The organism is Acidovorax sp. GW835-FHT14G06, from assembly GCF_058793595.1.
This window is the reverse complement of record NZ_JBXAGA010000024.1, coordinates 1-25,303: the sequence shown is the minus strand read 5'-3', so window position 1 is coordinate 25,303 and position 25,303 is coordinate 1. Positions and strand designations below refer to the sequence as shown.

At 59.9% G+C, this 25,303-nt stretch carries 34 protein-coding genes; 27 read left to right on the top strand and 7 right to left on the bottom strand.

Annotated elements, in window-relative coordinates; genetic code table 11:
• Positions 1-91: 91 nt before the first annotated feature.
• The 6 genes from AC1Q64_RS24450 (at position 92) to AC1Q64_RS24425 (ending at position 3,010) form a co-directional block, all read left to right on the top strand.
• Complete coding sequence (locus AC1Q64_RS24450; RefSeq protein WP_492253060.1) at positions 92-508, top strand: recombination protein NinB; 417 nt, start codon at positions 92-94, stop codon at positions 506-508.
• Entirely contained in the window at positions 459-1,295 is an 837-nt protein-coding gene (locus AC1Q64_RS24445; RefSeq protein WP_492253059.1) for a recombination protein NinG, read from the top strand. Before AC1Q64_RS24450 ends, AC1Q64_RS24445 begins: the two co-directional genes overlap by 50 nt.
• Before the next feature lie 289 nt (positions 1,296-1,584).
• On the top strand, positions 1,585-1,863 hold the full coding sequence (locus AC1Q64_RS24440) for a hypothetical protein (RefSeq protein ID WP_492253058.1): 279 nt from the start codon (positions 1,585-1,587) through the stop codon (positions 1,861-1,863).
• A complete protein-coding gene (locus AC1Q64_RS24435; RefSeq protein WP_492253057.1) occupies positions 1,860-2,339 on the top strand; it encodes a hypothetical protein in 480 nt (159 codons plus the stop codon). Before AC1Q64_RS24440 ends, AC1Q64_RS24435 begins: the two co-directional genes overlap by 4 nt.
• On the top strand, positions 2,339-2,617 hold the full coding sequence (locus AC1Q64_RS24430; protein WP_492253056.1) for a hypothetical protein: 279 nt from the start codon (positions 2,339-2,341) through the stop codon (positions 2,615-2,617). The genes AC1Q64_RS24435 and AC1Q64_RS24430 overlap by 1 nt, the downstream gene beginning before the upstream one ends.
• Positions 2,618-2,731: 114 nt before the next feature.
• A complete protein-coding gene (locus tag AC1Q64_RS24425) occupies positions 2,732-3,010 on the top strand; it encodes a hypothetical protein (protein ID WP_492253055.1) in 279 nt (92 codons plus the stop codon).
• A gap of 298 nt (positions 3,011-3,308) precedes the next feature.
• Here the strand turns inward: AC1Q64_RS24425 and AC1Q64_RS24420 are convergent, their stop codons facing one another.
• A complete protein-coding gene (locus AC1Q64_RS24420; protein ID WP_492253054.1) occupies positions 3,309-3,440 on the bottom strand; it encodes a hypothetical protein in 132 nt (43 codons plus the stop codon).
• Positions 3,441-3,494: 54 nt separating this feature from the next.
• Between AC1Q64_RS24420 and AC1Q64_RS24415 the strand changes: the two genes are divergently transcribed.
• The 21 genes from AC1Q64_RS24415 to AC1Q64_RS24315 all read left to right on the top strand — a co-directional run bounded on the left by AC1Q64_RS24415 (position 3,495) and on the right by AC1Q64_RS24315 (position 21,316).
• Positions 3,495-3,782 carry a hypothetical protein gene (locus AC1Q64_RS24415; RefSeq protein WP_492253053.1) on the top strand — a complete coding sequence of 96 codons (288 nt, stop codon included), beginning with the start codon at positions 3,495-3,497 and terminating at the stop codon, positions 3,780-3,782.
• Entirely contained in the window at positions 3,779-5,047 is a 1,269-nt protein-coding gene (locus AC1Q64_RS24410; RefSeq protein WP_492253052.1) for a PBSX family phage terminase large subunit, read from the top strand. The genes AC1Q64_RS24415 and AC1Q64_RS24410 overlap by 4 nt, the downstream gene beginning before the upstream one ends.
• Before the next feature lie 11 nt (positions 5,048-5,058).
• Positions 5,059-7,104: a portal protein gene (locus tag AC1Q64_RS24405; protein WP_492253051.1), complete on the top strand. Its 2,046-nt coding sequence runs from the start codon at positions 5,059-5,061 to the stop codon at positions 7,102-7,104.
• Positions 7,091-7,378, top strand: a complete 288-nt coding sequence (locus AC1Q64_RS24400; protein WP_492253050.1) for a hypothetical protein — start codon at positions 7,091-7,093, stop codon at positions 7,376-7,378. The genes AC1Q64_RS24405 and AC1Q64_RS24400 overlap by 14 nt, the downstream gene beginning before the upstream one ends.
• Before the next feature lie 234 nt (positions 7,379-7,612).
• Complete coding sequence (locus AC1Q64_RS24395; protein WP_492253049.1) at positions 7,613-8,662, top strand: hypothetical protein; 1,050 nt, start codon at positions 7,613-7,615, stop codon at positions 8,660-8,662.
• Between the two features lie 5 nt (positions 8,663-8,667).
• A complete protein-coding gene (locus AC1Q64_RS24390; protein ID WP_492253048.1) occupies positions 8,668-9,594 on the top strand; it encodes a DUF5309 domain-containing protein in 927 nt (308 codons plus the stop codon).
• 52 nt (positions 9,595-9,646) lie between these two features.
• Positions 9,647-9,931, top strand: a complete 285-nt coding sequence (locus AC1Q64_RS24385) for a hypothetical protein (RefSeq protein ID WP_492253047.1) — start codon at positions 9,647-9,649, stop codon at positions 9,929-9,931.
• Entirely contained in the window at positions 9,928-10,230 is a 303-nt protein-coding gene (locus tag AC1Q64_RS24380) for a hypothetical protein (RefSeq protein WP_492253046.1), read from the top strand. Before AC1Q64_RS24385 ends, AC1Q64_RS24380 begins: the two co-directional genes overlap by 4 nt.
• Positions 10,231-10,232: 2 nt before the next feature.
• Entirely contained in the window at positions 10,233-10,862 is a 630-nt protein-coding gene (locus AC1Q64_RS24375) for a phage adaptor protein (RefSeq protein ID WP_492253045.1), read from the top strand.
• Positions 10,862-11,575, top strand: a complete 714-nt coding sequence (locus tag AC1Q64_RS24370) for a hypothetical protein (RefSeq protein ID WP_492253044.1) — start codon at positions 10,862-10,864, stop codon at positions 11,573-11,575. Before AC1Q64_RS24375 ends, AC1Q64_RS24370 begins: the two co-directional genes overlap by 1 nt.
• A complete protein-coding gene (locus AC1Q64_RS24365; protein ID WP_492253043.1) occupies positions 11,572-12,249 on the top strand; it encodes a glycine-rich domain-containing protein in 678 nt (225 codons plus the stop codon). The genes AC1Q64_RS24370 and AC1Q64_RS24365 overlap by 4 nt, the downstream gene beginning before the upstream one ends.
• Positions 12,249-14,021, top strand: coding sequence for a hypothetical protein (locus tag AC1Q64_RS24360; RefSeq protein ID WP_492253042.1), 1,773 nt, complete (start codon positions 12,249-12,251; stop codon positions 14,019-14,021). The genes AC1Q64_RS24365 and AC1Q64_RS24360 overlap by 1 nt, the downstream gene beginning before the upstream one ends.
• Entirely contained in the window at positions 14,021-14,272 is a 252-nt protein-coding gene (locus AC1Q64_RS24355) for a hypothetical protein (RefSeq protein ID WP_492253041.1), read from the top strand. Before AC1Q64_RS24360 ends, AC1Q64_RS24355 begins: the two co-directional genes overlap by 1 nt.
• A 9-nt stretch (positions 14,273-14,281) precedes the next feature.
• On the top strand, positions 14,282-15,517 hold the full coding sequence (locus AC1Q64_RS24350) for a hypothetical protein (protein ID WP_492253040.1): 1,236 nt from the start codon (positions 14,282-14,284) through the stop codon (positions 15,515-15,517).
• Positions 15,517-15,873 carry a hypothetical protein gene (locus AC1Q64_RS24345; RefSeq protein WP_492253039.1) on the top strand — a complete coding sequence of 119 codons (357 nt, stop codon included), beginning with the start codon at positions 15,517-15,519 and terminating at the stop codon, positions 15,871-15,873. The genes AC1Q64_RS24350 and AC1Q64_RS24345 overlap by 1 nt, the downstream gene beginning before the upstream one ends.
• 52 nt (positions 15,874-15,925) lie before the next feature.
• Positions 15,926-16,441 (top strand): hypothetical protein, encoded by a 516-nt coding sequence (locus tag AC1Q64_RS24340; RefSeq protein ID WP_492253038.1) that lies wholly within the window; start codon positions 15,926-15,928, stop codon positions 16,439-16,441.
• Between the two features lie 2 nt (positions 16,442-16,443).
• On the top strand, positions 16,444-17,730 hold the full coding sequence (locus tag AC1Q64_RS24335; protein ID WP_492253037.1) for a hypothetical protein: 1,287 nt from the start codon (positions 16,444-16,446) through the stop codon (positions 17,728-17,730).
• The gene (locus tag AC1Q64_RS24330; RefSeq protein WP_492253036.1) at positions 17,730-19,877 is read left to right on the top strand and encodes a hypothetical protein; all 2,148 of its coding nucleotides are present in this window, start codon (positions 17,730-17,732) and stop codon (positions 19,875-19,877) included. The genes AC1Q64_RS24335 and AC1Q64_RS24330 overlap by 1 nt, the downstream gene beginning before the upstream one ends.
• 191 nt (positions 19,878-20,068) lie before the next feature.
• Complete coding sequence (locus AC1Q64_RS24325; RefSeq protein ID WP_492253035.1) at positions 20,069-20,392, top strand: hypothetical protein; 324 nt, start codon at positions 20,069-20,071, stop codon at positions 20,390-20,392.
• Entirely contained in the window at positions 20,389-20,859 is a 471-nt protein-coding gene (locus tag AC1Q64_RS24320) for a lysozyme (RefSeq protein ID WP_492253034.1), read from the top strand. Before AC1Q64_RS24325 ends, AC1Q64_RS24320 begins: the two co-directional genes overlap by 4 nt.
• Positions 20,860-20,962: 103 nt before the next feature.
• Positions 20,963-21,316, top strand: coding sequence for a hypothetical protein (locus AC1Q64_RS24315; RefSeq protein ID WP_492253033.1), 354 nt, complete (start codon positions 20,963-20,965; stop codon positions 21,314-21,316).
• Between the two features lie 26 nt (positions 21,317-21,342).
• Here AC1Q64_RS24315 and AC1Q64_RS24310 read toward each other — a convergent pair whose 3' ends face one another.
• From AC1Q64_RS24310 to AC1Q64_RS24285, 6 genes are all read right to left on the bottom strand, one after another.
• Entirely contained in the window at positions 21,343-21,738 is a 396-nt protein-coding gene (locus AC1Q64_RS24310; RefSeq protein WP_492253032.1) for a hypothetical protein, read from the bottom strand.
• Positions 21,739-21,764: 26 nt separating this feature from the next.
• Positions 21,765-22,694, bottom strand: a complete 930-nt coding sequence (locus tag AC1Q64_RS24305) for a tyrosine-type recombinase/integrase (RefSeq protein ID WP_492253031.1) — start codon at positions 22,692-22,694, stop codon at positions 21,765-21,767.
• A 281-nt stretch (positions 22,695-22,975) separates the two neighbouring features.
• Positions 22,976-23,248 carry a hypothetical protein gene (locus AC1Q64_RS24300; protein WP_492253030.1) on the bottom strand — a complete coding sequence of 91 codons (273 nt, stop codon included), beginning with the start codon at positions 23,246-23,248 and terminating at the stop codon, positions 22,976-22,978.
• Positions 23,245-24,270 (bottom strand): site-specific integrase, encoded by a 1,026-nt coding sequence (locus tag AC1Q64_RS24295; RefSeq protein WP_492253029.1) that lies wholly within the window; start codon positions 24,268-24,270, stop codon positions 23,245-23,247. Before AC1Q64_RS24295 ends, AC1Q64_RS24300 begins: the two co-directional genes overlap by 4 nt.
• 8 nt (positions 24,271-24,278) lie before the next feature.
• The gene (locus AC1Q64_RS24290; protein WP_492253028.1) at positions 24,279-24,485 is read right to left on the bottom strand and encodes a DUF4224 domain-containing protein; all 207 of its coding nucleotides are present in this window, start codon (positions 24,483-24,485) and stop codon (positions 24,279-24,281) included.
• Positions 24,486-24,487: 2 nt separating this feature from the next.
• The coding region (locus AC1Q64_RS24285; protein ID WP_492253027.1) for a hypothetical protein at positions 24,488-25,303 on the bottom strand (816 nt) is incomplete at its 5' end.

The window sequence follows — 25,303 nt, the reverse complement described above, 5'->3', positions numbered from 1 at the left end:
TTCGAACGGATCGTAATGATAGGCATGGGCGTTGTCATTCATGCGGTCATCGTGTTCCTTGTGGTCATGATGACGCTGGCTTGGGGGTGCCATGGCTGAACGCTTGATTCTCCCCCTCTACAACGCCCAGCAGGCCCACCAAGCCATCCAGACAGCCTGGAAGCACGCCAAGGGCTGGCTGATGGCCGGTGACCAGCGCCTGACGTTGGAAATCAGGCCCGAGAAGCGCAGCGATGCGCAGAACCGCAGGCTGTGGGCAATGCTGGCCGACATATCCGCCCAGGTGGATTGGTACGGCCACAAGCTGACCAGCGAGGAATGGAAAGACGTGTTCAGTGCGTCCCTCAAGCGCACCAAGGTCGTGCCCGGGCTGGATGGCGGCTTCGTCGTCTGCGGGCAGTCAACATCCAAGATGACCAAGGCCGAGATGTGCGAGCTGCAAGAGCTGATGGAGGCTTTTGGAGCTGAACGCGGTGTGCGCTTTACTGCGCCGGAGGGGTGGCAATGAAAGACGCAATCATCGAATCGCTGTTGATCATGGTTTTTTGGTGCGTGGTCATATCGCCTTTCGCCGCCGCCTTCATGGTCTACCGCCACTACAACCCGCCAGAGACATGGGAGCACTACCAAGCCCGCTGCTATGCGGCTGGCGGTCTGCCATTCATCACATCAGCTGGCTGGCATTGCCCAATGCTTCCAAAGCAGGGAGGGGCGCGCTGATGCTGACCTACAAGAACCCCAAGGCCAAAAGCTGCGTCGTGTGCGAGCGGGTGTTTGTGCCATGGAGCAGCACGCAGTCGGTGTGTCGCCAATCGTGCGCTATGAAGAAAGCCCGCGCCGACCGTCTTGCTGCAGAGAAGGCCGAGAAGGAAGCCTTTGAGAAGCGCAAGCAGGCAGCAAAAAAGATCCACGAGCTGATCGCAGATGCGCAAGTTGCGTTCAACGCATTCATCCGAGAGCGAGACAAGGACAAGGGCTGCTTCGTCTGTGGCCGCCCCTTCACCGACAAGCCCGGCCAAGTGCAGCACGCTGGGCACGTCCGCAGCCGAGGCGCCGCAGGACATCTCCGCTTCAACGAAGACAACTGCATGGGCGAATGTGAAGGCTGCAACGGGCCGCACGGGGCCAAGCCGCACCAGATCAAGGCCGGGGCCATAGCCAGGATCGGACAGGAGCGCTTTGACGCCCTGGAGAACGACAACACCCCGCACAAGTGGCAGCGAGAAGAACTGATCGCCATCAAGGCCACCTACAAACAAAAGCTCAAGGAGATGAAGAAATGGGACGCAAAGTAGGAGCCCGCATCCGTGAGGTGCTGGAAATCGTAGAGGCTGGGGCAAAGACCAAGCCAGAGATTCGCCAACGCATGAACCCATCGGCTGACCCGCAGCACGTTGGCATGTATTGCAGTCGCGCGGTCGGGCTGGGCCTTATGACCGTTGACCGGCGCAAGTTCCCCATGGAGTTTCGAGTGGTGTCGCATTGGAGGGCGCTTGTCGCCGAGTCTGGAGCCGTGAATCCCGCAGTCCACAAGTCGCGCCATTCCTTCCAAGGTGTCAACAGCGTCTTCGCACTGGGGGCCGCATGACCCCAGTGCAATCCAAGATCCTCCGCGCCCTCAAGGGTGTGGAAAGCATGACCTACCAAGACCTGATCTTTCGCACAAAGCTCAGCTACGGCGGGACATACAAGGCCCTGTTGACCATGTGCGAGCTAGGCCGCGTCAACAAAGAGCTGATCGACGGCAGGGCGTATTTCAGCCTGGCGCCACAAGTCGATGAGCCATTCGAGACAACGGTGCAGCGGGCTATCCGGGTGAGGCCAGTTCTTCACAGCATTTTTTGGCAAGGAGCGCAGCAATGATTTCTCAGAGCAAGTTCCAAGTCATTCACCGCCAACTGAGCGGTATAGCCCAAAAGGTGTACGCCGCTGTCCCATGCGAAACGCCATGGGCCGTGTCTTACATCCATTCCGAGATGCAGCGCCTTGGCAGCTCCACCAGGGATGTGCGCGTAGTCCAAGGGTGCCTGAACAGCCTCAAGGATGCGGGCCTGATTCAAGAAACGTCAAAAGGCTTGTTTGTCCGCGCGCAAGTCAAGCCAAGCCCAATCGCAGAACCAACCGAGAAGGAGCAACCAGTGACCCAGCCGCAATCCATCGCCAAAGCTAAGGCGCCTCGCAACCCCATGGCAATCCTCAACGAACTGGCCGCGAAGTGCAAAGCGCTGCAGGACGAAATCGAACTTGCAGCACTGGAGATTGATGAGTACGTGACCGCCAAGGATGGCGATGCCGCGAAGCTCAAGCAACTGCAAACCCTGCTCAAGAGCCTGAGCTAATGGACGCGAACCACATGCTGATCGAGGCCCAGATGCATCTGGAGTCCATGAATGAGGCTTTTCTCGACATGGCTTCGGCAATGGCGCAAATCGTAGGTGCCGATGGGCAGGATGCGCTGACAACCGCATGGGCAGAGGTGAATGCGCGTGTTTGGGCGGCGATTCACCTGGTCCAAAGCGTGCGCATGGGCAGGCCAGACGAGCAACTGGCCGAAGCACTCATGCATGCAAACGCATTCAACCGCGATAGCGACTCACCGCCCGCAGGGCTCCACTAGCGAAAGGGACACATGGGGCACAACGACTCGCACGCAATACTGGACGACATACTCGCCCGCTGGCACCACTGGGCCAAGGGATACATCCCGGTCCCTACCTGCGGAGCTGACCCCATGTTTCGCAATGCCAAGAGCCCGCACAGCTCTCACAGCGCATATGAAGTCACTGATGCCAAGGTGGAGCAAGACCAGATGGCCGCTTTGGATTTCAACGTCTCAGAGATGAAAGACCCACACCGTTCGGCCATCTACATCCACGCCCGCAACTGCTACACCGGGCGCAATGTGTGGCTGTCGCCGCGCCTGCCGCAAGACCCATTGGAGCGCGCCCGCATCCTGGGGGAAGCCAAGGCTATCTTGGTAGGGAAACTACTTAGCGCTGGGATCATGTAAAAAGTGTTGACAGCATCGATTTTTTCGATATAGTCGCGCGTGGATGGCAGAGGTGCCTCCAAAATTTCCAACCCCGCAGGTTCGCGCCTAGCGGGGTTTTGCTTTTGCGGGGCCGATCCAACACCATCCCGGCCATTTAGCGCCACGGCTTCGATCCCAGCACCCTATCGCCACCCGAGATCACCATAAACCCTGTATGGCGGCTGACGGGTAAATCAGCCGGTTCTTTCTCGTATGCCCACACGACAGGGGGAGGTGCGAACGGCAACGCCCAGGCATGAGCTAGACCGATGGGCGCTTATGCGTTGAAGACCGCAGCCAAGCGGTTCTTGAACCACTTTTTGAGCTTGCGCTTGCTCAGCCGACGCAGGCGGCGCGATGGCCTGCCGGTGGATGGGATGGCGCCGAAGTCGCTGGAATAAATCTGCATAGGCGTATTTTGCGCCGTAACTTCACTTCGGACGAGCCGTAAGGAATCCGAGCAATGACCACAGAAAACACCGGCAAACTGCCGAAAACTGCCAAGCGGCCACAGCCCAAAGGTGGAAGCCGCAAGGGCATCCCGAACAAGAACACCGGGTTGATCCGCGAAATGATTGCCAAAGCCTTGGATGAGGCTGGCGGCGTGGATTACCTGGTTGATTGCGCCCGCGACCCGCGCAGTAAGTCTGCATTCCTTGGGTTGATCGGCAAGGTGATGCCGGTGCAGGTTGAGGCCGATGTGAACGCCAATGTGAACGGCTCGATTGAGGTGCGCTTCGTCAAGCCATGAACGTCGAGTTCCCGGACAAGCTGGCCTTCCTGTTCAAGCCAGCCCGGTACAAGTGCGCCTACGGGGGGCGCGGTTCGGGAAAGTCTTGGGGTTTTGCTAGAGCGCTGCTCTTGGAGGGCGCGCAAAAGCCCTTGCGTGTGCTGTGTACCCGTGAGGTGCAGAAATCGCTGGCTGACTCAGTGCACAAGCTGCTGAGCGACCAGATAGAAGCCATGGGCCTATCCCGCTTCTACGAGGTGCAGCAAACAGTCATCCGGGGCAAGAACGGGACAGAGTTCACCTTCGCAGGCTTGCAGAGCCACACGGTGGACTCGATCAAGTCGTATGAGGGTGTGGATAGGGTGTGGGTTGAAGAAGCCCACGCGGTGAGCAAGACATCGTGGAATGTCCTGCTGCCCACGATCCGCAAGCCAGGGTCTGAGATTTGGGTGACGTTCAATCCGCAGCTGGACACAGACGAGACTTATGTGCGGTTCGTCAAGAGCCCGCCGCCAGATTGCATCTCGATCTTGATGAACTACACGGATAACCCGTGGTTCCCGGATGTGCTGGAGGCTGAGCGAGTCCACGCAGAGAACACGATGAAGCCCGAGGAATACGGGCACATCTGGGAAGGCCGCTGTATGCCAGCGGTTGAGGGGGCGATCTATTTTGATGAAGTGGCCGGAGCAGAGAGCAAGGGCCGCATTCGTGAGGTGCCATACGACCCGCTGCTGAAAGTGCATGGGGTGTGGGACTTGGGCTGGAACGACAGCATGTCGATCATCCTTGTCCAGCGGTCAGCGTCTGAGATCCGTGTGATTGACTACGTCGAGGACTCGCACCGCACGCTGAGCGACTACGCCCAGGACTTGAAGGCAAAGGGCCTGAACTGGGGCAATCAGTACCTGCCACACGACGGGTTCACAAAGGATTTCAAGACAGGCAAGAGCGCTCAGGAGATTCTGGCGGCGATGGGCCTGTCTGTACCAGGTGACACGCAGAACCCAGGCATTCCCCGGATGGACATTGAATCCGGCATCAAGGCTGCGCGAGAGGTGTTCCCGCGCATCTACTTTGACAAAGACAAAACAGGTCGCCTGGTGGAGTGCTTGAAGCGCTACCGCAGACACATCAACCAGACGACGAGAGAGCCAGGCCAGCCATTGCACGACGCATACAGCCACGGTGCTGATGCATTCCGCTATTTGGCGCTGGTGGCTGACCAGTTGAGCAACGACGAATGGGGCGGAGCGATCCGCTATCAAAAGCTGAGCTACGCATAACCCATAGGCACATGAAATACAGCAAACCCGAACTATCCGCCATCCTGGAAAAGGAGCTGCGGCAGTCACTGGGTGCGCCCGGAACGGAGATCAGCCGCATCCGTCTGCGCAATCTCCAGTACTACAAAGCCGAAGCAACGGGCGAACTCGCAGCGCCCGACATTCCAGACCGCTCCAGCATCGTTTCGTCCGATGTTGCCGACACGGTCAATTGGATGCTGCCGTCGCTCCTGCGCCCGTTTGTGCAGTCGCAGGACGCCATGGAGTGCGAGCCATCCAAGCCTGAGTACGCAGAGCAGGCCAAGATCGCTGGCGAGTACATGAAGGTGCTCTTTTGGAAGCGCAATCGCGGGTTCAACTTCCTGCACCAGTGGTTCTTGGATGGGTTGATTCAGAAGGTTGGATTTGGCAAGGTCTTTTGGGAAGAGTACGAAGAAGACGCCGAGGAAAGCTACCAGGGTCTGCTGCCTGAGCAGGTCGAGGAACTGCTGAAAGACTCGGATGTAGAGCCTGTCAGTCAGGAATCGCGCGAGATCATGGTGGAAGGCCAGCCGTTGGAGGTGTGGGATATCACCGTCAAGCGTGTGGAGAAGAAAGGCCGCTGCCGTGTGATGGGCTGCCCGCCCGAGGAAATGCGGGTTCATCCTCGTTCACGTTACGGCGAGCCGCTGACCTTCATTGCGCACCAGTTCTACAAGACCCGCGCCGAGCTGGAGGCTGATGGCTATGACCTGACCAACGTTGCCGCCGAAGATGGCTGGCACATGGAGCAGATCGAGCGCGCAGCTACACAGACGCCATGGTTCTTCGATCAGTCAGACGGTGAACTGGAGCGCTACCTGTGCTCTGAGTGTTATATCAAGCTGGACCAGGACAACGACGGCATCCCCGAATGGCGCCGGGTGTTCATGATCGGCAGCACGATCAAAGAGGATGAGAAGGTGGACGACCATCCATTCATCTTCTTTTGCCCCAACCCGATGCCGCATGTGTTCTTTGGTGAATGCCCAGCGGATCAAGCCTTGCAGCCACAGCGCCTGCGCACATCGCTCATGCGTGCGGTGGCCGACAACGTGTATCTGTCGGTCAACCAGCGGACGGGGATTGTCGAGGGCCAAGTAAACCTCGATGACCTGCTGAACAACCGCCCGGGTGGTGTTGTCCGCATGAAGTCGCTCAATGCTCTCCAGCCCATCCCGCAAGGTGGCCTGGATCAAAGCGCCTGGCAGTTCGTGGAGTGGGGCGAGCAGTGGAAAGAGCAGCGCACGGGCTTCACGCGCTATTCGCAGGGTATGTCCCCGGACGCCTTGAACCCCACCGCCACGGGTGTCTCGCTCATCACGGAGAAGGCCGACCAGCGCATGGAGCTGATGGCCCGCGTTGCTGCGGAGTCGGTGCGCGAGCTGTTCGAAAAGATGATGAAGTGCGTTTGCCGCTACCAGAACAAGGCCGAGCAGGTCGAATTGTTCAAGCAGTGGCTGACGATTGACCCCCGCGAATGGGTGGACGGCTATCACATTCACATCAATGTGGGTCTTGGCACTGGGTCCAAAGACAAGCTCAGCGCCGTCATGTCGCAGATTTACCAGATGCAAGGGCCATTGGTGCAGGGTGGCGCCATTCCGCCTCAAGCCGCGATCCTGGCCGCTCGCAAGTTCGCCGAGGGTGCTGGGATTACCGCACCGGAGCAGTATTTCCCAGATGCTCAGCCACCCAAGCAGCCGCCACCGCCTCCGCAAGTGATGATCAAGCAGATGGAGCTTCAGGCCGACGCGCAGAAGTTCCAGGCAGACGCGCAACTGACCATGCAGCGCGAATCCCTGCAGGCCGAGGCCAAGCAGCGCGAGACACAGATGCAGCTGGAACTGCAGGCGGCAAACGATCAGCGCGATGCAGAGCGCGAACTGATGAAGGCGCAGTACGACGCCCAGTTGGCCGCGCAGCAATTGGAGCTGGACCGCTACAAGACCGACGCCGACAACCGCACCAAGATCGAGGTGGCGCTTATCAACCAGCAGGGCAGGGCGCAACAGAGCTTCACCAATGACCGACCTTGAACAAATCCACCGGGCCTCTCACGCGCAAGCATTGAAGGACAACCCGGTACTAGCAGAGGCACTAGACGCATGGAAAACGGACCTGATGAAAGCGTGGGAGCAATCCCCAGCCCGAGACGCGGAAGGCCGCGAAAAGCTGTTCCTGATGGTGCACGCAGCGGAGAAGTTCAAGACCTACGTGGAAGCGATGGTGGACAGCGGGAAGCTGCTGACCAACCAAGCGGTGGCGTCGTCGTCGAGTTCTCCCGGCTGGCTGAACTGGCTGAAGCGCTGAGCAACCGGGGCCACGTTGTGACGCAGATTCACACAAAGGGCCAAGGCCAGGAATGGAGTTTTTGGGGTGTGGGGTGCCATGTGCATTCGCACTCCGATGTGGATTGCGTCGTCACCACTGACGGCCAGCGCCACATGATTACCGGCTGAACCGCACCCAGCCGATAGAGCCGCCTCCGGGCGGCTTTTTCATTGGTGCAAGGGCATCGTCGAGAGACGACCCCAAAGGGTAGTAATGAGTGAAGAAAACAGCAGTGCTGTAGAAGCACCGAGCACGTTTGATTCAGTCTCTGACGCAGTGGCAGAACTCGACCGCCGAGACGCGGCACGGGCAGAAGCTAAGGCAGAAGAGAAAGCGGCACGCGCCGCGAGCATGGAGCACAGTGAGGCGCGCGAAACGCCCGCCACCGATGCGCCAGAGCCTGATCCAGAGCCGGATGAGCCGGAAGCGGACCATGACGCATCGGACGAAGTAGCGACCGACGACGAAGACCAAAACGAGCCCGAAGAACGCGCCACCGTCCAACTGGACGGTAAAGAGATCGAGATTCCGAAAGGAACGCCTCGGGCTCTTGTGGAAGCGGTCAAAAAGCTCGAAAGCGACTTCCGAGCGGACTACACCCGCAAAACCCAAGAAGTAGCCGCAGAGCGCCAGCAGGTCCACGCTGCCTATCAGCAGACCGCGCAACTCTCGCAGCAACTCCAACAGACGCAAGCCGTGTTGGCCCAGTTCTACCAACAGTCGATTGGTGAACCGCCTTCATTGGAGGTTGCGCAGACTGACCCGCAGCGCTACCTGATCGAGCGGGAATTGCACGCCCAACGGGTGCAGCAGTTCCAGCACTTGATGGGCCACGGGCAGCAGCTCAGCGCGCACCAGCAAGCCCTGGCGCAGCAACAGATGCAACAGCAACTGGCCGCTGAGTATGAAAAGGCCGCAAAGGCCCTTCCCGAGTTTGCCGACCCTGCAAAGCGTGCACAGCTTTCGCAGCGGCTGTCTGGAGTTCTCCAGAAGTACGGCATGACCGGGCAGGAGCTTGGCACCGTCACGGACCACCGCGTCCTGCTGATGTTGCGCGACCTGGAGAAGTTTCACGGACGCCAGCAAGTCGCTGGAACCGTGCGCGAGAAGCTGGCCAACGTCCCTCCCAAGACGCAGAAGCCAGGCACCGCAACCCAAGACGGCGGGCGCAGCGCGAAAGCGGCGCAGGCCAAGACCCAATTCATGAAGTCGGGCCGATCCATGCGTGATGTGGCCCGTTACCTCGCTCAATCGCAGGAGTAATCAACATGCCAGCAAATAGCTTCGGTACGACCACGGCCATCGGTAACCGTGAAGACCTCGTAGACATCATCTACAACACCGCCCCCACTGACACGCCACTGATTTCGGCCATCGACAAGGTCAAGGCCACCGCCGTGACCCACGAGTGGCAGCGTGACGTGTTGGCAACCCCAGCCAACAACGCCGTGGCAGAAGGTGCGGACGCTACCTACACCGCCATCACGCCGACTCAGCGCCTGTCCAACCAGACGCAGATCAGCCGCAAGACTTTCTCCATCACCGACACGCAGGAACGTGTGTCCAAAGCGGGCCGCAAGTCGGAAATCCGCTACCAGACCATCAAGCAGGGCAAGGAACTGCGCAAAGACATGGAGCTGGCGCTGATCGAGAACCCCACGCTTACCACGGGTGCAACCCGCCAGACTCGCGGCCTGCGTGGCTGGCTGGTGACTGGTGGCTCGTTCGGTGCTGGTGGTGCCAATCCCAACTTCGGCACCAACACCGCCCCTACGGACGGCACCCTGCGGACGTTCACCGAGGCCATGATGCGCGCTGGCGCCCTGTCGGCTTACACCAACGGCGGCAACATCTCCATGCTGATGGTTCACCCATCCATCAAGCAGAACATCTCGGCCACCTTCACCGGTGCCGGTACGAAGTTCCAAAAGGGCGAAACCAAGCAGCTCAACACCGCTTGGGATGTGATCAAGACCGACTTCGGCGACTTGGACATTGTCCCTAATCGTGTGATGCAGCGCACCCGCGAGGCGTACTACATCGACCCCGATCTGTGCGCCCTGGCTGTCCTGCGCGATATGGAAGACCAGGAGCTGGCCCGCATCGGCTCGGCCCGCAACTTCATGATCGAAAGCGAATATGCGCTGGAAGTCCGTGAAGAGCGCGGCATGGCTGTGACCCGCGACATTCAGTAATCCACCACTGAACTAAAGAGCCCTCCAGGGGAAACCTTGGGGGGCTTTTTCTATGACCGTACAGACCTTCTACAAAGAAGAAGACGAGCAACTCGTCATTACTCGCACGCAAAACGTCGGTGCGATTGTGGACAGGAACAAAGCCTTGTCCAACGAAGGCTTCACAGGGCGCCCAGGTGCCCGCGTAGTGGCCTCTATCCCTCCAGTAGTCATTGAGCACTACTGCAACGTCAAGGGCATCACGCTGCATCAGTGGATGACCGACCCAGAGGTTCGGAAGCGCTTTCTGAACGACCCCGATTACGCCGACCTCCGCATCTGGAAGGGCAAAGTATGAAACGCGAAGACGTCATCACCATTGCAGTCAATGGCACGACCGCCACTACCGGGGCGGCATCTGCTGCGGTGCCTGTGCCGGTCAATTCTGTAGGGGCAAAGCCTCTGTACGTGCGCATCGCGGCCACCAATGAGAGCTATGTCCAGATGGGTGGCGCATCTGTCGCCGCAACTGCGAACAGCTTGCTTGTGCAACCAGCCGACAGTGTGATCCTGGCCGTGGGTGGTCACACGCACATCGCACACATCCAAGGCACAGCCTCCGGCAAGGTCAACATCATGCCGCTTGAGGACTTCTGACCATGGCGATGACCTGGCGGCAGATCAAGGACGCGGTGGCGGCGTATGCACACCGCCCGACCGATCTTGAATCGCTGATGCCCATGTTCTTGGAGATGGCAGAACAGCGCATCTACACAGGAGCATCCGAGGGCGACGTCCCACCGCTGCGGCTGTCGTCCATGCTGACAGTGGTTAACCCTGCGTCAGCTACCTTGCCTGCTGATTTCCTGGAGATGAAGCGCGTCAGCGTGGTCATGTCTCCTAGCTACAAAAAGCCGCTGGACTTCAAGCCGCTGGAAAACATGGGCGAGCAAGAAAACGCCTCCGGCTCTCCATCGTTCTTCTCTCTGCGGGGCAATTCGTTGGTGTTCTCGCCCTCGTTCTCGCAGGACGTCGAGATCATTTACTACGCCGCCTTCCCGGCACTGGTAGCAGACAGCGACACCAACTGGCTCACCAACAACGCGCCAGCAGTCTATATCGCCGCCATCCTGGCAGAGGTGGGCTATTACACCCGCGACGATGAGCTGGCACAGCGTGAGCTGGCTCGCTTTGCTTCGGTGATGAACAGCCTGCAAGCACAGGACGACGGAAACAAGCATTCGGGCGCTCAGCTTCGAATCATGCAAGACGCTCGGAGGCTCATCTAATGACCGTCGAATCAGCAACCTACATCTCCCAGCTGGACCCCAGCCTCCCAGCATCTGGCGACCCCAAGAGCGAAGGCGACAACCACATTCGCCTGAAGAAGCAAGTCATCCAGAACCAGTGGCCGAACTTCACGGCTGCGGCAGTGCTGGCAACCGTAGCAGAGCACAACTACCTGGTTGGTGTCAGTGCCCCGATTCAGGCGCAAATCAGCGCCAAAGGCGCCATCACCGGCCAGGTCTGGACCGGCACGCACGACTTCACCGGGGCAACGATCACCGTCCCCACTGCGACAGCGGGCGACAGCTCCAACAAGCCCGCATCGACTGCGTTTGTGGCTGGTGTGGCGTTTTCTTCTGCGCTTCCCGGCCAGACAGGCAACGCCAACAAGTTCACATCGACTGACGGCACCTCTGCGAGTTGGGCCTACCCAGAACTCAAGCCCCAGCGCATCAGTACCAACACCACGGCAGTACCCGGGGTGCACTACATCTTTGAGGCTTCTTGCAAGCTCACTTTGCCCACCTCATGGGCAGATCGTGACGCCATTGCGTTCTCCAACGCCAGCGGCGGCCTCATCACTGGCGCGGTGGATTTTGGGTCCACCAAGTTGCAAGGCCAGTCGCCCGGACTGATGGACTTCAACACCCTCACCGCGTCGGGCAAGGTTGTCTATTACGCGGGCGGCTCTAACCCTGGATTGGCAAAAGCATGACCACATACACAGACTTTTGGGGCGCTGGTGGCGGCAAGCCCAAGGTGACCGAGTTCACTGCAAACGGCACCTTCACCCCTGTCTCTGCGGGCTGGGCGCTGGTTGAAGGCATTGGCGGCGGCGGTAGCGGGTCGGTCCGCAACTCCGCCTCGGGTGGTGTCGGAGGTGATGCTGGCGAATACCGCTGCGAGTGGGTCAACTTGGCCGGTACTGCCTTGGCAGTGACCATCGGGACTGGCGGGGCCGCAGTGTCGTCGACCAGCAATGCCGCAGGTAACGCTGGCACTGCCACCACGTTGGGCGGTGTTTTCACTGCTGCAGGTGGTGCGGGTGGCGCTACTGCCACAAGCTCCAATTCTGGCGGTGGCGGCAATGGTGCGGGCGGGCAAGGCGGGTTCACCACAGACACCACAGACACCATTTCTGCGCGTGGCGGTCCTGGCTATCGCGGGCGTGCTGGAGGTGGTGGTGGTGCTGGGTCTTACGGCCCGCTGCATTGCCGCGCATCTGATGGTGGCGGTAACGGGCTGGTCATCAACGCCATTGGCACGGCCACATCGGGCACGGCCAACACGGGCGGCGGCGGTGGTGGTATCGCTGGTACGGGTGGTTTCAATCGCACCTCGGGCGCTGGTGGTTCTGGCTGGCTGCGCATTGTGGAGTTCACCAGCTAATGCCGCTCGTGCAGCTCCCCGATCTCGGCAAGGGGATCAATGCCGACCTGTCGGCGGAAGAACTGCAGGCCGGGGTGTGGTCGTCCGCAACAAATATGCGGTTCATGAACGGCTTTGCGCAGCGCTTCAATGGGCTCGCCAAGACGTTCAACACGCCCACGGTGACGCCGTACTACATCACCCCCTACCAGACCAATACCACGCGGTATTTCGTCCATGCAGGGCTGCAAAGGGTGTTTGCGGACAACGGTGTTGCACGGGTGGAGCTGACCCGACTGGCTGAGATTGCGATTGCCTCGATTGCGCGGACAACCTCTGCCCTGGCGACCTTGACCACCTCGGCGCCCCATGGGTTGAGTACGGGTAACTTGGTCACGGTGTACGGCGCGCTGCCAAATGCGTTCAACGTCCCCAACGTGTCTATCACGGTGACCAGCCCGACCACGTTCACCTATGCCCTCACGGTGGACCCAGTGACCAGCGCAACCCGCGTTGGTCGTCTGATCGGCCCGGGCGCTGCGGTGAACAACTTCACCGGCGCGATTGATGACCGCTGGACCGGTGGTGTTCTCGGTGGTGTGCTGGTGATGAACAACGGCGTCGATGCACCGCAATACTGGGGTGGTGGGGCGCAGAAGCTGCAAACACTCCCCGGCTGGAACGCCGCATGGACGGCGCAGGTCATCATCCCGTTCAAGAACTACTTGGTAGCTCTCGACGTCACCAAGTCGGGCACGCGCAATCGCAACCTGGTCAAGTGGTCCGTCGCAGCAGTGCCCGGAGCCATCCCTGATTCGTGGGATGAAACCGACCTGACCCGCGAAGCTGGTGAGTTGGACATTGCAGAAACGCCTGATTTCCTGGTCGATGCACTGCCCATGGGTGATTCGCTCTTTATCTACAAAGAGCGGTCCATGTACGTCCTGCGGTCCATCCCATCGCAGTTGATTTTTCAGGTTCAGCGACTGCCCGGAGACTCCGGGATGCTGGCCCGTGGGTGCGGTGCGGTTACTCCGGTGGGCCATGTCGTGCTCACCCCGGGCGATGTGGTGTTGAACACCGGCCAGGGCGTGACCTCGATTGCCAATGGACAGGTGCGCCGGTTCATCTTCAACAACATCGACTCGACCAACTACAAGCGGGCGTTTGTCACCACCAATCCTCAACGAAACGAGGTGCTGGTGTGCTTCCCGCTCACCGGTTCCTCGACCTGCAACAAGGCCGCCGTGTGGAACTGGATCGATAAGACCTGGGGCCTGCGGGACATTGGTAACACGACATACGGCGCAGTCGGCCAGGTGGACGAAATCACGCAAGGCACCTGGGCATCGGATAACGAAGCCTGGGATCTGGACGTGACCACCTGGGGCGAGTCTGCCTACGCCCCCAACGAGGCCCGCCTGTTGCTCGCGCAGCTCACGCAGATTGCAGCGTTCGACGCCTCGGGGTCTGACGATGGCGTGAATCCGGTCGTGGGGACGCTAGAGCGCACCGGGATGTACTTTGACGATGCACAAGCCTACAAGCTCATGCGCGGTGTATGGCCCCGCATTGACGCCCCGACAGGCTCAGTGGTCACGTTCACACCTGGAGCTGCTTCTGTGCCGCATGGGGTGCCGATTTGGGGCACTCCGGTGTCCTTTGTGGTCGGCCAGGACGAGAAGGCCGACTTCTTCGCACAGGGCCGCTACCTCGCGCTGCGCATCTCCTGCGCTGCCCCGTGGCGCATCCGGGCGATGGACGCTGATCTTGTGAAAACAGGGAAATTCTGATGGCTGCATACATCCCATCGGCGCCACCGCTCGACCCGTCTCAGATCGGTGTCTATCTACAGCAAGAGCTGTACCGCATCGCGCGATCACAGACAGAGCCAATCGCTTTCATCAGACGCGAAAAGCTAACGCGCCCGCCAGAAAAGTTTGGTGAAGGTACGGAAGTGCTAGCGGATGGCGTGTATTGGAACCCCGGCGCAGGTGCTGGGGTTTATTGCTACTACAACGGTTCATGGAACAAGCTGGGTTAAGGAGAAATCATGGTTGACTATTACAGCCAAGGCGCAAACGGCACTTTTGGGGCCAACTACCAAACACCCGACTGGATGCGTGCAGCGGGCGGCAGCTTCATGCAGGATCGTGACGCCACGAATGCATTCTTTGCTGCTAATCCTCAGTACGCAGAGGATTGGGGCCGCATCACACAAGGCGGCCAGTCGGCGTTCTCCACCGACGGCTCCGGGCTTGTCAAAACCGACCTGAACACCCTGCCCACTGGGGTTGCGGACTACTACCGCCAGAACCCCAATGAACTACTGGCAGCGGAGGGTTTCGGCTATGACCCCACCCTGCAGTACATGAACTACTTTCAGGGGCCGGGGAGCATCGGGGTCGATGGCAAGCGCCAGAACGTCACCGAGTTCATCTCCAAAAACCGCTGGACGCCCAATGGCATTGTTGCGGGTAGCCCGATGGCCTACAACAACTCGCGCGCGTTCGGTGCGGGTACGCAGTCGCTCAACCAGCCAGGCGGCGTGCAATACGGCTCCACCCGGCCCACCACGACCAACAGCGCACAGGCCACCCCCTACCAAGGCAGTTCCACTGGTGGCGGGGCCATGACCTCGACCTACCAACAGAACCCCTATGCGGGACAAATGGCCGGGACACTCGCCCAGCAAATGGCCGAGCAGTTCCAGCGCCAGATTCAACCCCAGATCGCCCAAAGCGCCATCGCTACCGGTGGTTACGGCGGCTCTCGCCAAGGTGTTCTGGAGGCCAACGCAGCCAACGACCTGCAGCAAAACACCGGCCAGGCCGTGGGCACTCTGCTGGGCAACCTCTACGGCCAAGACCTCAGCTACAACCTCGGCATGGGCAATCTGGGCCTGGGGTACGCCAACCTCGATCGAAGCATTGCCAACGACAACAACCAGTGGGGCCTGCAAGGCGCTCAACTCGGAATGCAACTGCAAGACCGCCAACTCCAGCAAAACCAACTGGGGTTGTCCAACGGTTCGCAGATCAACAACAACGCCTTCAACAACCTCAACCAGTACGGCCAGCTCTACAACGGCATCGGTCAAGGCTATGGCTCGCAGACGCAGAGCGGACAGAGCGGCAACCCCGTAATGGGCGCTCTCGGCGGCGCGCAACTGGGCAGCAGCCTGGGCAAGTGGTGGAACAGCCAGGGCAGCAACAGCGGCTGGGGCCCCGGGAACTCCAACAATATGTACAACGGCGTTGATGTGTCGCCTTGGTCGCAGGGCTCGTGATGCACTACACGCCGTCCACCATCCCACCAGAGGCCGCTGCAGCACTTGCACCGGCCTTTGTTCATTCTGACGTTGCCAACGTCGATGACTGGATCGCGCTGTGCAAAGAAGACAAGGCCCAACTCTGGCGCCTGAATGACTACTGGCTGATTTCAGAGGTCCAGAACACCAAAAACGGGTTGGCGGTGCATCTGGCCTATTCGGCTGGCGTCTATGAACCCGCCCTTGTCGATGAAGTGAACGACTGGGCGAAATCGCTTGGCTGTGTCCGCTCTTACTTCTCTGGCCGCCCTGGTTGCCAACGCAAACGGCCCGATTACCGGCTCCGCTACATCACTATGGAAAAGGACCTTTAACATGCCATCAGCAATTCTCGGCCCCGTCGCTGGCGCAGTGGTGGGCGGACTCATGGGCGGCGGCGAAAGCGGCGGCCAAACAGCCACCAAAGACCCATGGGGTCCAGCGCAAAAGCCGCTTGCCAACACCTTGGACCGCGCGCAGCTCTTGCAAAACTACCAAGAGCAAAACCCTTGGAACAGCCTGCAGCAGACCGGCTATCAAAACACGTTCTCCGACCTCGATGCATTCCGAGGCCAGAACAACGGCTTGATGCAGTTTGCCAACCGTCTGATGGGCACGAACTACCAGCGCGGCATGCCTTCACAGCCTGCCGGGTTGCTTTCCCAAGCCCAGCCCCAGCAAATGGCGCAAACCGGCCTGCTGTCGCCTGGCATCTTCTCCATTCCTCAAGGTCAGCAGTACGGGCAGCTGAACTGGCAGGAACTGAACCCGCACACCGCAACCAACGGTATCGGCGTGGCAAAACCACCAGCCGGTGAAACCGAGGACGAAAAGAAGAAGCGCGAGCAACAGCAGATTCTGCAGGCATACATGGATTCGGAGCGCCAAGGCGCAGGAGCGTAAGCATGGGATTGCTCGACTTTGCAACCGCACAACCCTCTGGCGGCGGGCTGCTGGACTTTGCATTTAGCGACCCGGGCGCGCGGCTGGGAATGTCTCTGCTGGCGGCTTCTTCTCCAAAGCTGCGCGGGCTGGGTGATGTGATGGCCCAACAGGATCAGGCCAAGCTGCAACAGCAAGAAGCGGCATGGATGAAAGTGCAACGTGACCGCAAGATGCAGGAATGGTCTCAGCAAGACAAAGAAAACGCCCTTGCGGGGCAGTTTTTAAAGCCTGGCGAACCAGGTTTGGCGCCTCTTGCTGGCGATGCTTCGACGGGCATCCTTCCAAGCTCTGGCCGCGCGGGAATGCCCGCATCGTTTGACATGCCTGGTTACGCACAAGCCATGATGTCCGTGAACCCGCAACGCGGATTGCAGCTGATGCAGGCCATGCAAAAAGAGCTGCCGGTGGACAAGATCGATCCCAAGGCCTACACGCCAGCCTCGCTTGCCAAGTTCGCGCAGACCAAGGATTACAGCGTCCTTGAACCACGCGACAAGCTGGAGTTTGTGGAGGGCGTCGGTGTCAATCCATTCGACAAGAACAACGCCAATCGCGCCATCCCAAACCCCAACAAGCCATTCCAAATCGGCGCCGATGGCTCCATTGTCCCCAACAGCGCCTATCAGCAGTACGAGCTGAACAAGGCCGCTGCCGGTGCCGCGCGCGTGAACAACAACGTTGCAGTGAACACCGAAAAGAGTCTGTTGAATGAGATCGCTGGCGGTGTTGGCAAGCAGGTTGACGCATCTCTGTCTGCCGCCAAGGGTGCCGCCTCCACGATCAGCACGCTGAACAACCTCGACGCGGCTTTGAACAGCGGAAAAATCATGGCAGGCCCAGCGACAGCGCCAGCGCAGATCGCCTTGCAGCTCGGCACGCAATTGGGCCTCGGCGGCAAGAACACGCAGGAGACTTTGCAGAACACCCGCGCCGCCATGCAGGCCATGGCGCAGCTTGAGCTTGACGCAGCGGGCCAGATGAAGGGGCAAGGCCAGATCACCGAGAGTGAGCGGGCCATCTTGCGCAAGGCTGCATCCGGCGACATCAACATGACGCTGCCAGAGCTGAAAACCCTTTCCGCCGTGTCGCGCCGCACCGCTCAGGCGCGCATTCAGCAGCACAACCAAAACGTGCAACCACTGTTGCAGAACCCCAATGCCGCAGCGGTGGCCCCGTTCCTCACTGTGCAGTCACCTCAAGGTGGCGCAGCAGGCGGAAACGTCATTGACTTTGGGAGCCTCAAATAATGGACGTCCGCCTGCCTGATGGCACGATCATCCAAAACGTCCCGGACGGCACCACCAAGGCCGATCTGGTGGCGAAACTGCAGGGCAACGGCATGGCCGTGCCTTCTGAGTGGCTGCAGGCCGCACCGGCTGCGCAACCGGTCAAAGAAGCGGGTCAGTCGCTCAATCGTGGCCTGTCCGACATCCCACGCCAGATTGGCCTGACGGCCCGCTATGCCCTGGAAGGCCCAGCACAAGCCGCCCAAATCTTCACAGAGCCTGTTGCTGGCCTGATGCGCGCGGCGGGCATCAAGACAAAACCACTTGGCGAGATCGCCTCTGGCCTGGCTGACACCGTGGGACTGCCCAAGCCGGAAACCTCGCAGGAACGGGTTGTGGGTGATGCAACACGCCTGCTCGCTGGTACGGGCGGGGTGCTGGGCGCTTCGCGCGCTGCCGCACAACTGCCTGGAATGGTCGGCTCAGTCGGCGCCGGGATGGCCGCAAACCCAACGGCGCAAATGACCGGGGCTGTCGGGGCTGGGACCATGGGCGGCTTGTCGCGCGAAGGTGGCGGCAATGAGATGCAACAGGCAGGCGCTGCGCTGATTGGCGGGGTTGCAGGCGGTATGGTTCCTGGTGCTGCCAATGCTGCTGTGAACGCCGGGAAACGCCTGTTCAACCAGCTCACGCCGCAGCAAATGGACGTGCAGATCAGCAACGTCCTGCAGCGTGCCGGAATGGACTACAGCCAGGTCCCGGAACGTGCCCGCCAATCTCTGCGCAACCAGATGCAAGACGCTCTACGCGCAGGCCAGGAGTTGGACCCAGCCGCCGTGCGCCGCCTGGCAGAGTTACAGACCATCGGGGCGACTCCGACCCGTGGCATGGTCACGCAAGACCCGGTGCGCATCACGCAGGAGATGAACCTTGCCAAGATGGGCGCCAATTCTGCGGATGGTGGGTTGCAGGGCCTTGCCCGGGTGCAGAACCAGAACAACACCCGCCTGATCGATGTGATGAACGAATCCGGCGCCAATCGGGGCGACCCATTCCGCGCTGGACAACAGGCCATTGGCGCGATTCAAGGCCGGGATGCCGATATGGCAAGCCGCGTCACCAGTCTGTATCAGCAGGCGCGGGACACCAGCGGACGCGCGGCGGACTTGGATCGTGTAGCGTTCTCAACGCGCGTGAGCGAACTGCTGGACGACGCAATGGTCGGAGGCGCTCTGCCAAAAGACGTAGAGAGCATGGTTAACTGGATCGCCAACAATGCCAAGCCACAGGGCATGCATGGGTCCATCCCCATGCCGTTTAACGTTGACATTGCTGAGCAGCTCAAAACTCGTATTGCCACGCTGCAGCGCAACACATCGGACGGCAGCGCACGTCACGCGCTCGGGCTTGTGCGCCAGGCACTGGATGAAACGCCGCTTATGTCGGCTCCCACGGTCAACCCAGGCAATCTGCCTTCGGTTCCTGGCACGGTCCCGCCGTCGCCGATGCAATTGGGCCAAGAGTCCATCAATGCGTTCAATGAGGCCCGTAACGCGGCCCGCCAGCGCTTCGGCTGGCAAGAAAGCGCACGCCCCATTGAGGCGGCATTGAACGGCGCCCAGCCTGACAAATTTGTCGAGAATTTCGTGATTCGCGGCAGTGTGGCGGATGCTTCGGCGGTGGCGCGCAATGCCCCGACTGAAGAGGTCAAAAACGCGATCTTGGCGCACCTGAAAGAAAAGTCTTTGGGCGGCGCGGCGGATGAGGTGGGGAAGTTCAGCCAGTCGGCCTACAACAAAGCTCTGAATCAGATCGGCGACCGCAAGCTGGCTTTGTTCTTCACCCCGGAAGAAGTCAACCAACTGCGCACCGTGGGTCGGGTGGCGAGCTACATGCAGAACCAGCCGGTGGGCTCTGCGGTGAACAACAGCAACTCCGGGGCGCTGTTGCTTGGCAAGGGCATTGATCTGCTAAACAAGATTCCAGGCGGTCAAACGTTTCTGGGCCAGCCATTGCAGAACATCAACGTCTCCATCCAACAACGCGCCGCCCAGAACGTGGCGCCGGGTCTTTTGGCCGTTCAGCCGCGCGAGCCGGTCATGCGCGGCCTGCTGAACCCCGCGATTGGGTTCAGTGGTGGGCTACTTGCTGCGCCACCGGTCAATTAAGGCCAGCACAACCAACGCCCCGAGGTAGCCCAACAAGATCGGGTTGATGCCTGACGCCCTGATCCAGCTGGATATGACTTCATCCATGCCCGCTCCTAGCGGGCTTTTTTACGCCCGCAAAGGGCTCATTTTCCACGACCCGAGCCAAAGCAGCAACGGGACAGACAACCAATCATCGACAGGGAGGGCCAATGGCCGATGAACAGTTTGAACAGTACGTTGCCGAGGAACTCGCGCAAGGAGACAAACGCATGGACTCCCTTACGGATGAAGTGACAGCGATCAAACTGGAGCAAGCGCAGTTCAGAGTGGAGCTTGCAGAGAACACCAACGCTACCAAACGCATTGAGGCCAACACCGCCGAATTGCTGGATGTGTTCGAAAGCTGGAAGGGCGCCATGAAGGTGCTGACCTGGATCGGCAAGGCGGCAAAACCGATTGGGTACGTGGTGGGGATGGGGGCGTCAATTGCAGCGTTTTGGGCAGCGCTCAAAGCCGGGGTGCAGCCAAAGTGACCCCGCGCCAAAGACTCGCCGCCAAGATCGGCGCCGGGGCTGTTGCTCTGGCCGTTCCGCTGGTGGCGCACTTTGAGGGCACTGTGTTGCGCACCTACCGTGACCCCATCGGAATCATCACCAGCTGCACCGGCCACACCGGGCCAGAGCTTCGCATGGGGCAGACCTTCACCAAGGAGGAATGCGAGGCGCAACTTATGGGCGATCTGCTCAAACACGCCGATGCCATCGACTGCGTGAAACGACCGCTGACCGATGGGCAGAAGGCCGCATTCCTGTCGTTCGCGTTCAACGTGGGCACCAATGCATTCTGCGGCTCCACCCTGGCGCGCAGGGCCAACGCCGGAGACATGGCCGGGGCCTGTGCTGAGTTGTCCCGCTGGACCCTGGCGGGCGGGAAAGAGCTACCCGGCCTGGTCCGTCGTCGCGCGGCTGAAAGAGCCGTTTGTGAAGGAGCTACATCATGAAACTCACCGTACTCATTTCCGCCGTTTTGCTCAGTGCAAGTCTCACCGGCTGCGCAATCGGCGGTGGATCAAGCGATTTAGTGCCAGAAGGGTGGGATGACTAATGCTTTACACCTACGTCGCTACATGTTCGATAGCGCTGGCGGTGGGCTTCGGCGGCGGGTGGAAGACGCAGGGCTGGCGCTGGGACGCAGCAGACAAACAACGCATCGAGCAAGAGGCCAAAGAGCGTCAACGGCAACTGGAACGCGCCCACACGGCAAGCGCCACTTTCGAGGACAAGAGGACGACCAATGAAACACGATACCGCACTGTCACTGTCACCCTGGAAAAGGTTGTGGAGCGTCCTGTGTATCTGCAGTCTTGCCTTGATGATGACGGCTTGCGCGTCCTCAACGGTCAAATCACCCGCGCCGCCGATCCCGGCCAACCTGGCCTCAAGCTGCCCAAACCTTGAGCCCATCCCGGGCACGACAGGCCGGGTTATTGCGCCTTGGATTGCGGGCGTGATTCGGCAGTATCAGGACTGCCAGGACAAGGTGCAGGGGTTGCAGCAGGCGTGGCCTCAAACATCCGCTCATAGCGCGCCGTGATTTCCCCGATTCGGGCTTGTAGTTGCTCCACGACCTCGCGCATTGCGTCGGTCATGCCGTCGCCATTCGACTCCATGCGACCATCTTTATGCAATATCCAGCCAGGAATACACAAACTCTTGATGCGGACAATTTGCCGTATGTAGGGCGCTATTTCTTCCTTGCAAGCATTGTGCGCAAGTGATGCACGCACGTTCTGAAATGCCTCTGGAGGCAGTTCATAGCGGTCCAAGTACGCTAGCGCCTCGGTCACAAAAGGCGCGTTCAGTTGTTGCATTGCGTTCATGCTCATTCCTTTGTGATGCGTGGCCCTCACAGCCGCGCTGAAATCTGTTCCGGGGTTTCTCGGTAGTAGCGCTTCATCAGGATGTTCAGGTCCTTGTGGCGCGATATACGGGCAAGGGTCAGCACATCCATTTTCCGGGCAAGCAGCGTCAATGCCGTGGCCCGAGTGTCATGGAAGGTCAATCCTTCAATCAACAATTCGTTGTGTAATGAGCTGAACAGCGTACTGCCCTCGTTAGGGCCTACCGTGAACTTCGGCATGTTCATCAGCGCCCTACGTGCCCGGGCGACTGTTGGAACTATGACAGGGCGGTTATCTGTCTTGGACGGCGGAATGATGATCACGTTTCGCTGAGGGTCGAACGAGCACCCAAGAATCTCTTTCAGCCGTAGTCCGGTATGCAAAGCGATCCTGAAAGCGGCTTGCATCTCAGCAGTCTTGTCCACCCGACGCGCGCGCAACACCCTCTTGATCAGTTGCCAGGGCCACACGGGTTCCCGGGGCGGGTTTTCCTTCGGGAGCCGCACGCCCTTGAATGGCGATTCGTCCAGCCATCTCCATTCCTCCACGGCTAACGCGAACATGTTGCGATACAGGTTCACCTCGCGCAGCACGGTGGACCCTGTGACGGTCTCTAGGCGCTTGTCCCGCCATTCTCCAATCATTTCGCTGGTGATGGACGCCAGCGTGACATCTCCGAAATGCGCCTGAAAGGCTTTCAGCCTCAGCGTCTCCCACGCCACCGCGTCACGTTTTGCTTTAGATGCGGTTTCAATGTATTTGGTGCACGCCTCTGCCAGCGTGTGGCCGCGTTGCAATCCTGCATCAATCTCAGCCTCAACCCGGTTCGCCCAGGCAACCGCCTCGCGCTTGGTCGGCCAGACTGCTGATTTACGTACGCCTTTGCGTGCCACCTGCGCCCGCCATTGGTCGCCGTGCGGCTTGATCGATGCCATTCGTATTCCCCACCATGCGTAATTCCGTGGGGAGACTGTATCAATAACCGGCGAAGAAAAACAAAAATGGCGACTTCCAGCAAGGGCCAGAAATCGCCATAAGTGCTTGATCTACATTGGAAAACCGGCAATCGGCGAGAATCGAAAGAAACCGCGAAATTAGCCGGTGGTGCCCGGGGCCGGAATCGAACCGGCACGCCTTGCGGCGGGGGATTTTGAGTCCCCGTGCGAAATGGCTTAACCATGCGGGTTTGCGGCCTGTTTTTTCCGCATGGAATCGCTCAATCCTCACTGGGAGCGGGTGGCGTTGCGGAAACGGTTTTGGCATGTTGAAAAATGGCTTCAGCGAACGCATCGGAAGTAATACCAAGCGCGTCGCAAATGAACTGGCAGGCGGCGCGGCTTTGGTACACAGTCATTTTCTTCCCCTGCCAAGCTTCAGATACTCCATGCTCGCGCACAACATCAGCCGCCCGGGCTAACTTCTGCCGGGACTGATTTCGGCTCTGAAACTCAGCATACAACTCTGCATCTGAGACATTTTTGACATTCATCTCACTGCCCTCAATTGCTCCGCCCTGTTGCGGTAGTGTTTTTCCGTAAGGCGCTGGCTGCTGTGCTGTAGCAGCTTCGTCGCCTCGCCAATATCCCCGGCCAGATCAGCCGCACGACTGCGCATGTCGCGCAAGTACATCGCCCTGATCTGCGCGCCAAACTCCCTGTTGCCCGTCTGCTCTGCTTTGAGCGCAGCGCGGTCGCGCGCATCATCCCATCTGCCCCGCAGCATGGTCATCGTCACCTGTCGCCCGGTATCGGTGGCAAGCAGCATGGTGCAATACGCCTTCGTTGCTTCGCGCCGTGCCACCAGGGCAGACAGTACGGGCGACGACGACACATCAAACTCCACCCACTTTCCCGTTTTCCCGGACTTGTGCCGCAGGACGCCACCAACGGGCATCCGCACGGTGCGGGCATCCGTCAATCGCATACCCGTCGCGGTGGCAATGTCCATGCAGTCTTTCAGCACCTGATCGGCCTCGGCATAGACAGCAGCAAAAAGGGCGTCGGTCACCTCAAACTCTCGGGCGAACTCTTGGTTCTTCCAGTTCTTCACGCCCGCAGCAGGCCACGGCAAACGGGTCATTCCCCACAGCAGGGCCTTGCCCCACACAATAGACAGCAGCGAGATTTCCCGGTTGCCCTGCGTCTTGGCCGATCGCCTGTCAAGGTACTCGCGCAGGATGGGCAATGTGACTTCGTCCCATGTCATGCCACCCAGCACAGGTGCAATCATGCGCAGGTTCTTAGCATAGCCCTTCTTCGTCTCCGCGCTGTCGTACTTTGGCAGCTCCTGCAACTCCCACTTGTCGAAAGCCTCCTGCAGCCGCCCGATGGTGCGGGGCTTCTTGTGGTACAGCTCCGACCACTGTGCGATTGCTTCGGCGTAGTCCTTGCCAAGCGGAATATCCGGCTTGCCGTCCGGGCGCATGTCGTAAGAGTAGTACACGTACACCTGGCCCGCCTTGCCACGGCGTACATGGGTCCGCAGGCGCGGGTATTTCGTGGCTTTTGGCATGGCGGCTCCTATGCAACTTTGGCCCAGTTCGGGCCGTTGCTGCTGATTGTGTGCTTTCCTTCAAGCCACGCCTGCACATGCAAGCGCGACACGATCACGCGCCCGCCGTCCACCTTGTGCGGAATGCTGCGCTCTTTGAGCCAGTCGCCTTGCTGGGCCCTGCGCGCGTACCCTGTCAACTGGTGAAGCTCTGTGGTGTTGAGATATTCGGTCATGGTTACTCCCCCTTCATCCATTCAGATTCCTTAGCGCTGAACCTGCGCCCCGTATCCTCCCAGGCGATCAGATCGCCCAGGAACTCGTAACTCACCACCGGCTCACCAATGGAGCCCGGTGTCCGCGCAATCGCCGCCCGTAGCTGCTGGGTTGCGTCCGGGAAGTGGCGGGCCTTCTCGAAGCCGACCATTCCTTCCTGCACCTGCACCACTTCATCGAATCGGCGTGTCTCGTACAGCTTGGCGCGCAGAACCATCCACCCGGGGGCGGATTCGTTCAGGTACACCGTGAGGATGTACGGCACGCCCTTTTTGAGCTTGAATTCCGGCGCTGAGGTTAGATACCCCCTGGCGCTGGGTGAGGGGTCAAGGCAATATTCCGTCCCGACAGCCGTGCCCAGTGTGTTGAACATGCACCGGCCAGAGCCCTGTGTCCAGAACGTGCCCACGGTCACGCCATCCACGCGGCTCCACAGCTCCAGCGCAAGGCCGTCAGCGCCGACAAAAGCACCTGCCCCGTGCGTCCAGATGGGCTGGCGCGCGAAATTCTTCACGGTGTTCGGGTCGGTGATCTGCACGAACCCCATGGGCACATGCTGGGTGGTTTCGATGGGCGCGCCTGGCTCGCCGTCCCACACAATGCGGGCCTGCAGCGTGACGCCTGGGCCCAGCGCATAGTGTGGCTCGTCCAGCTCGGGTTGGTAGTTGAAATCGTAGTAGTCGGGCGATCCGTCCGAGTACAGGGAGCCGCCACCACCGCAGGCAGTAAGCAGCACAAGCAAAAGCAGTTGGATGATTCGCATGGTGTAGGGGCGTAA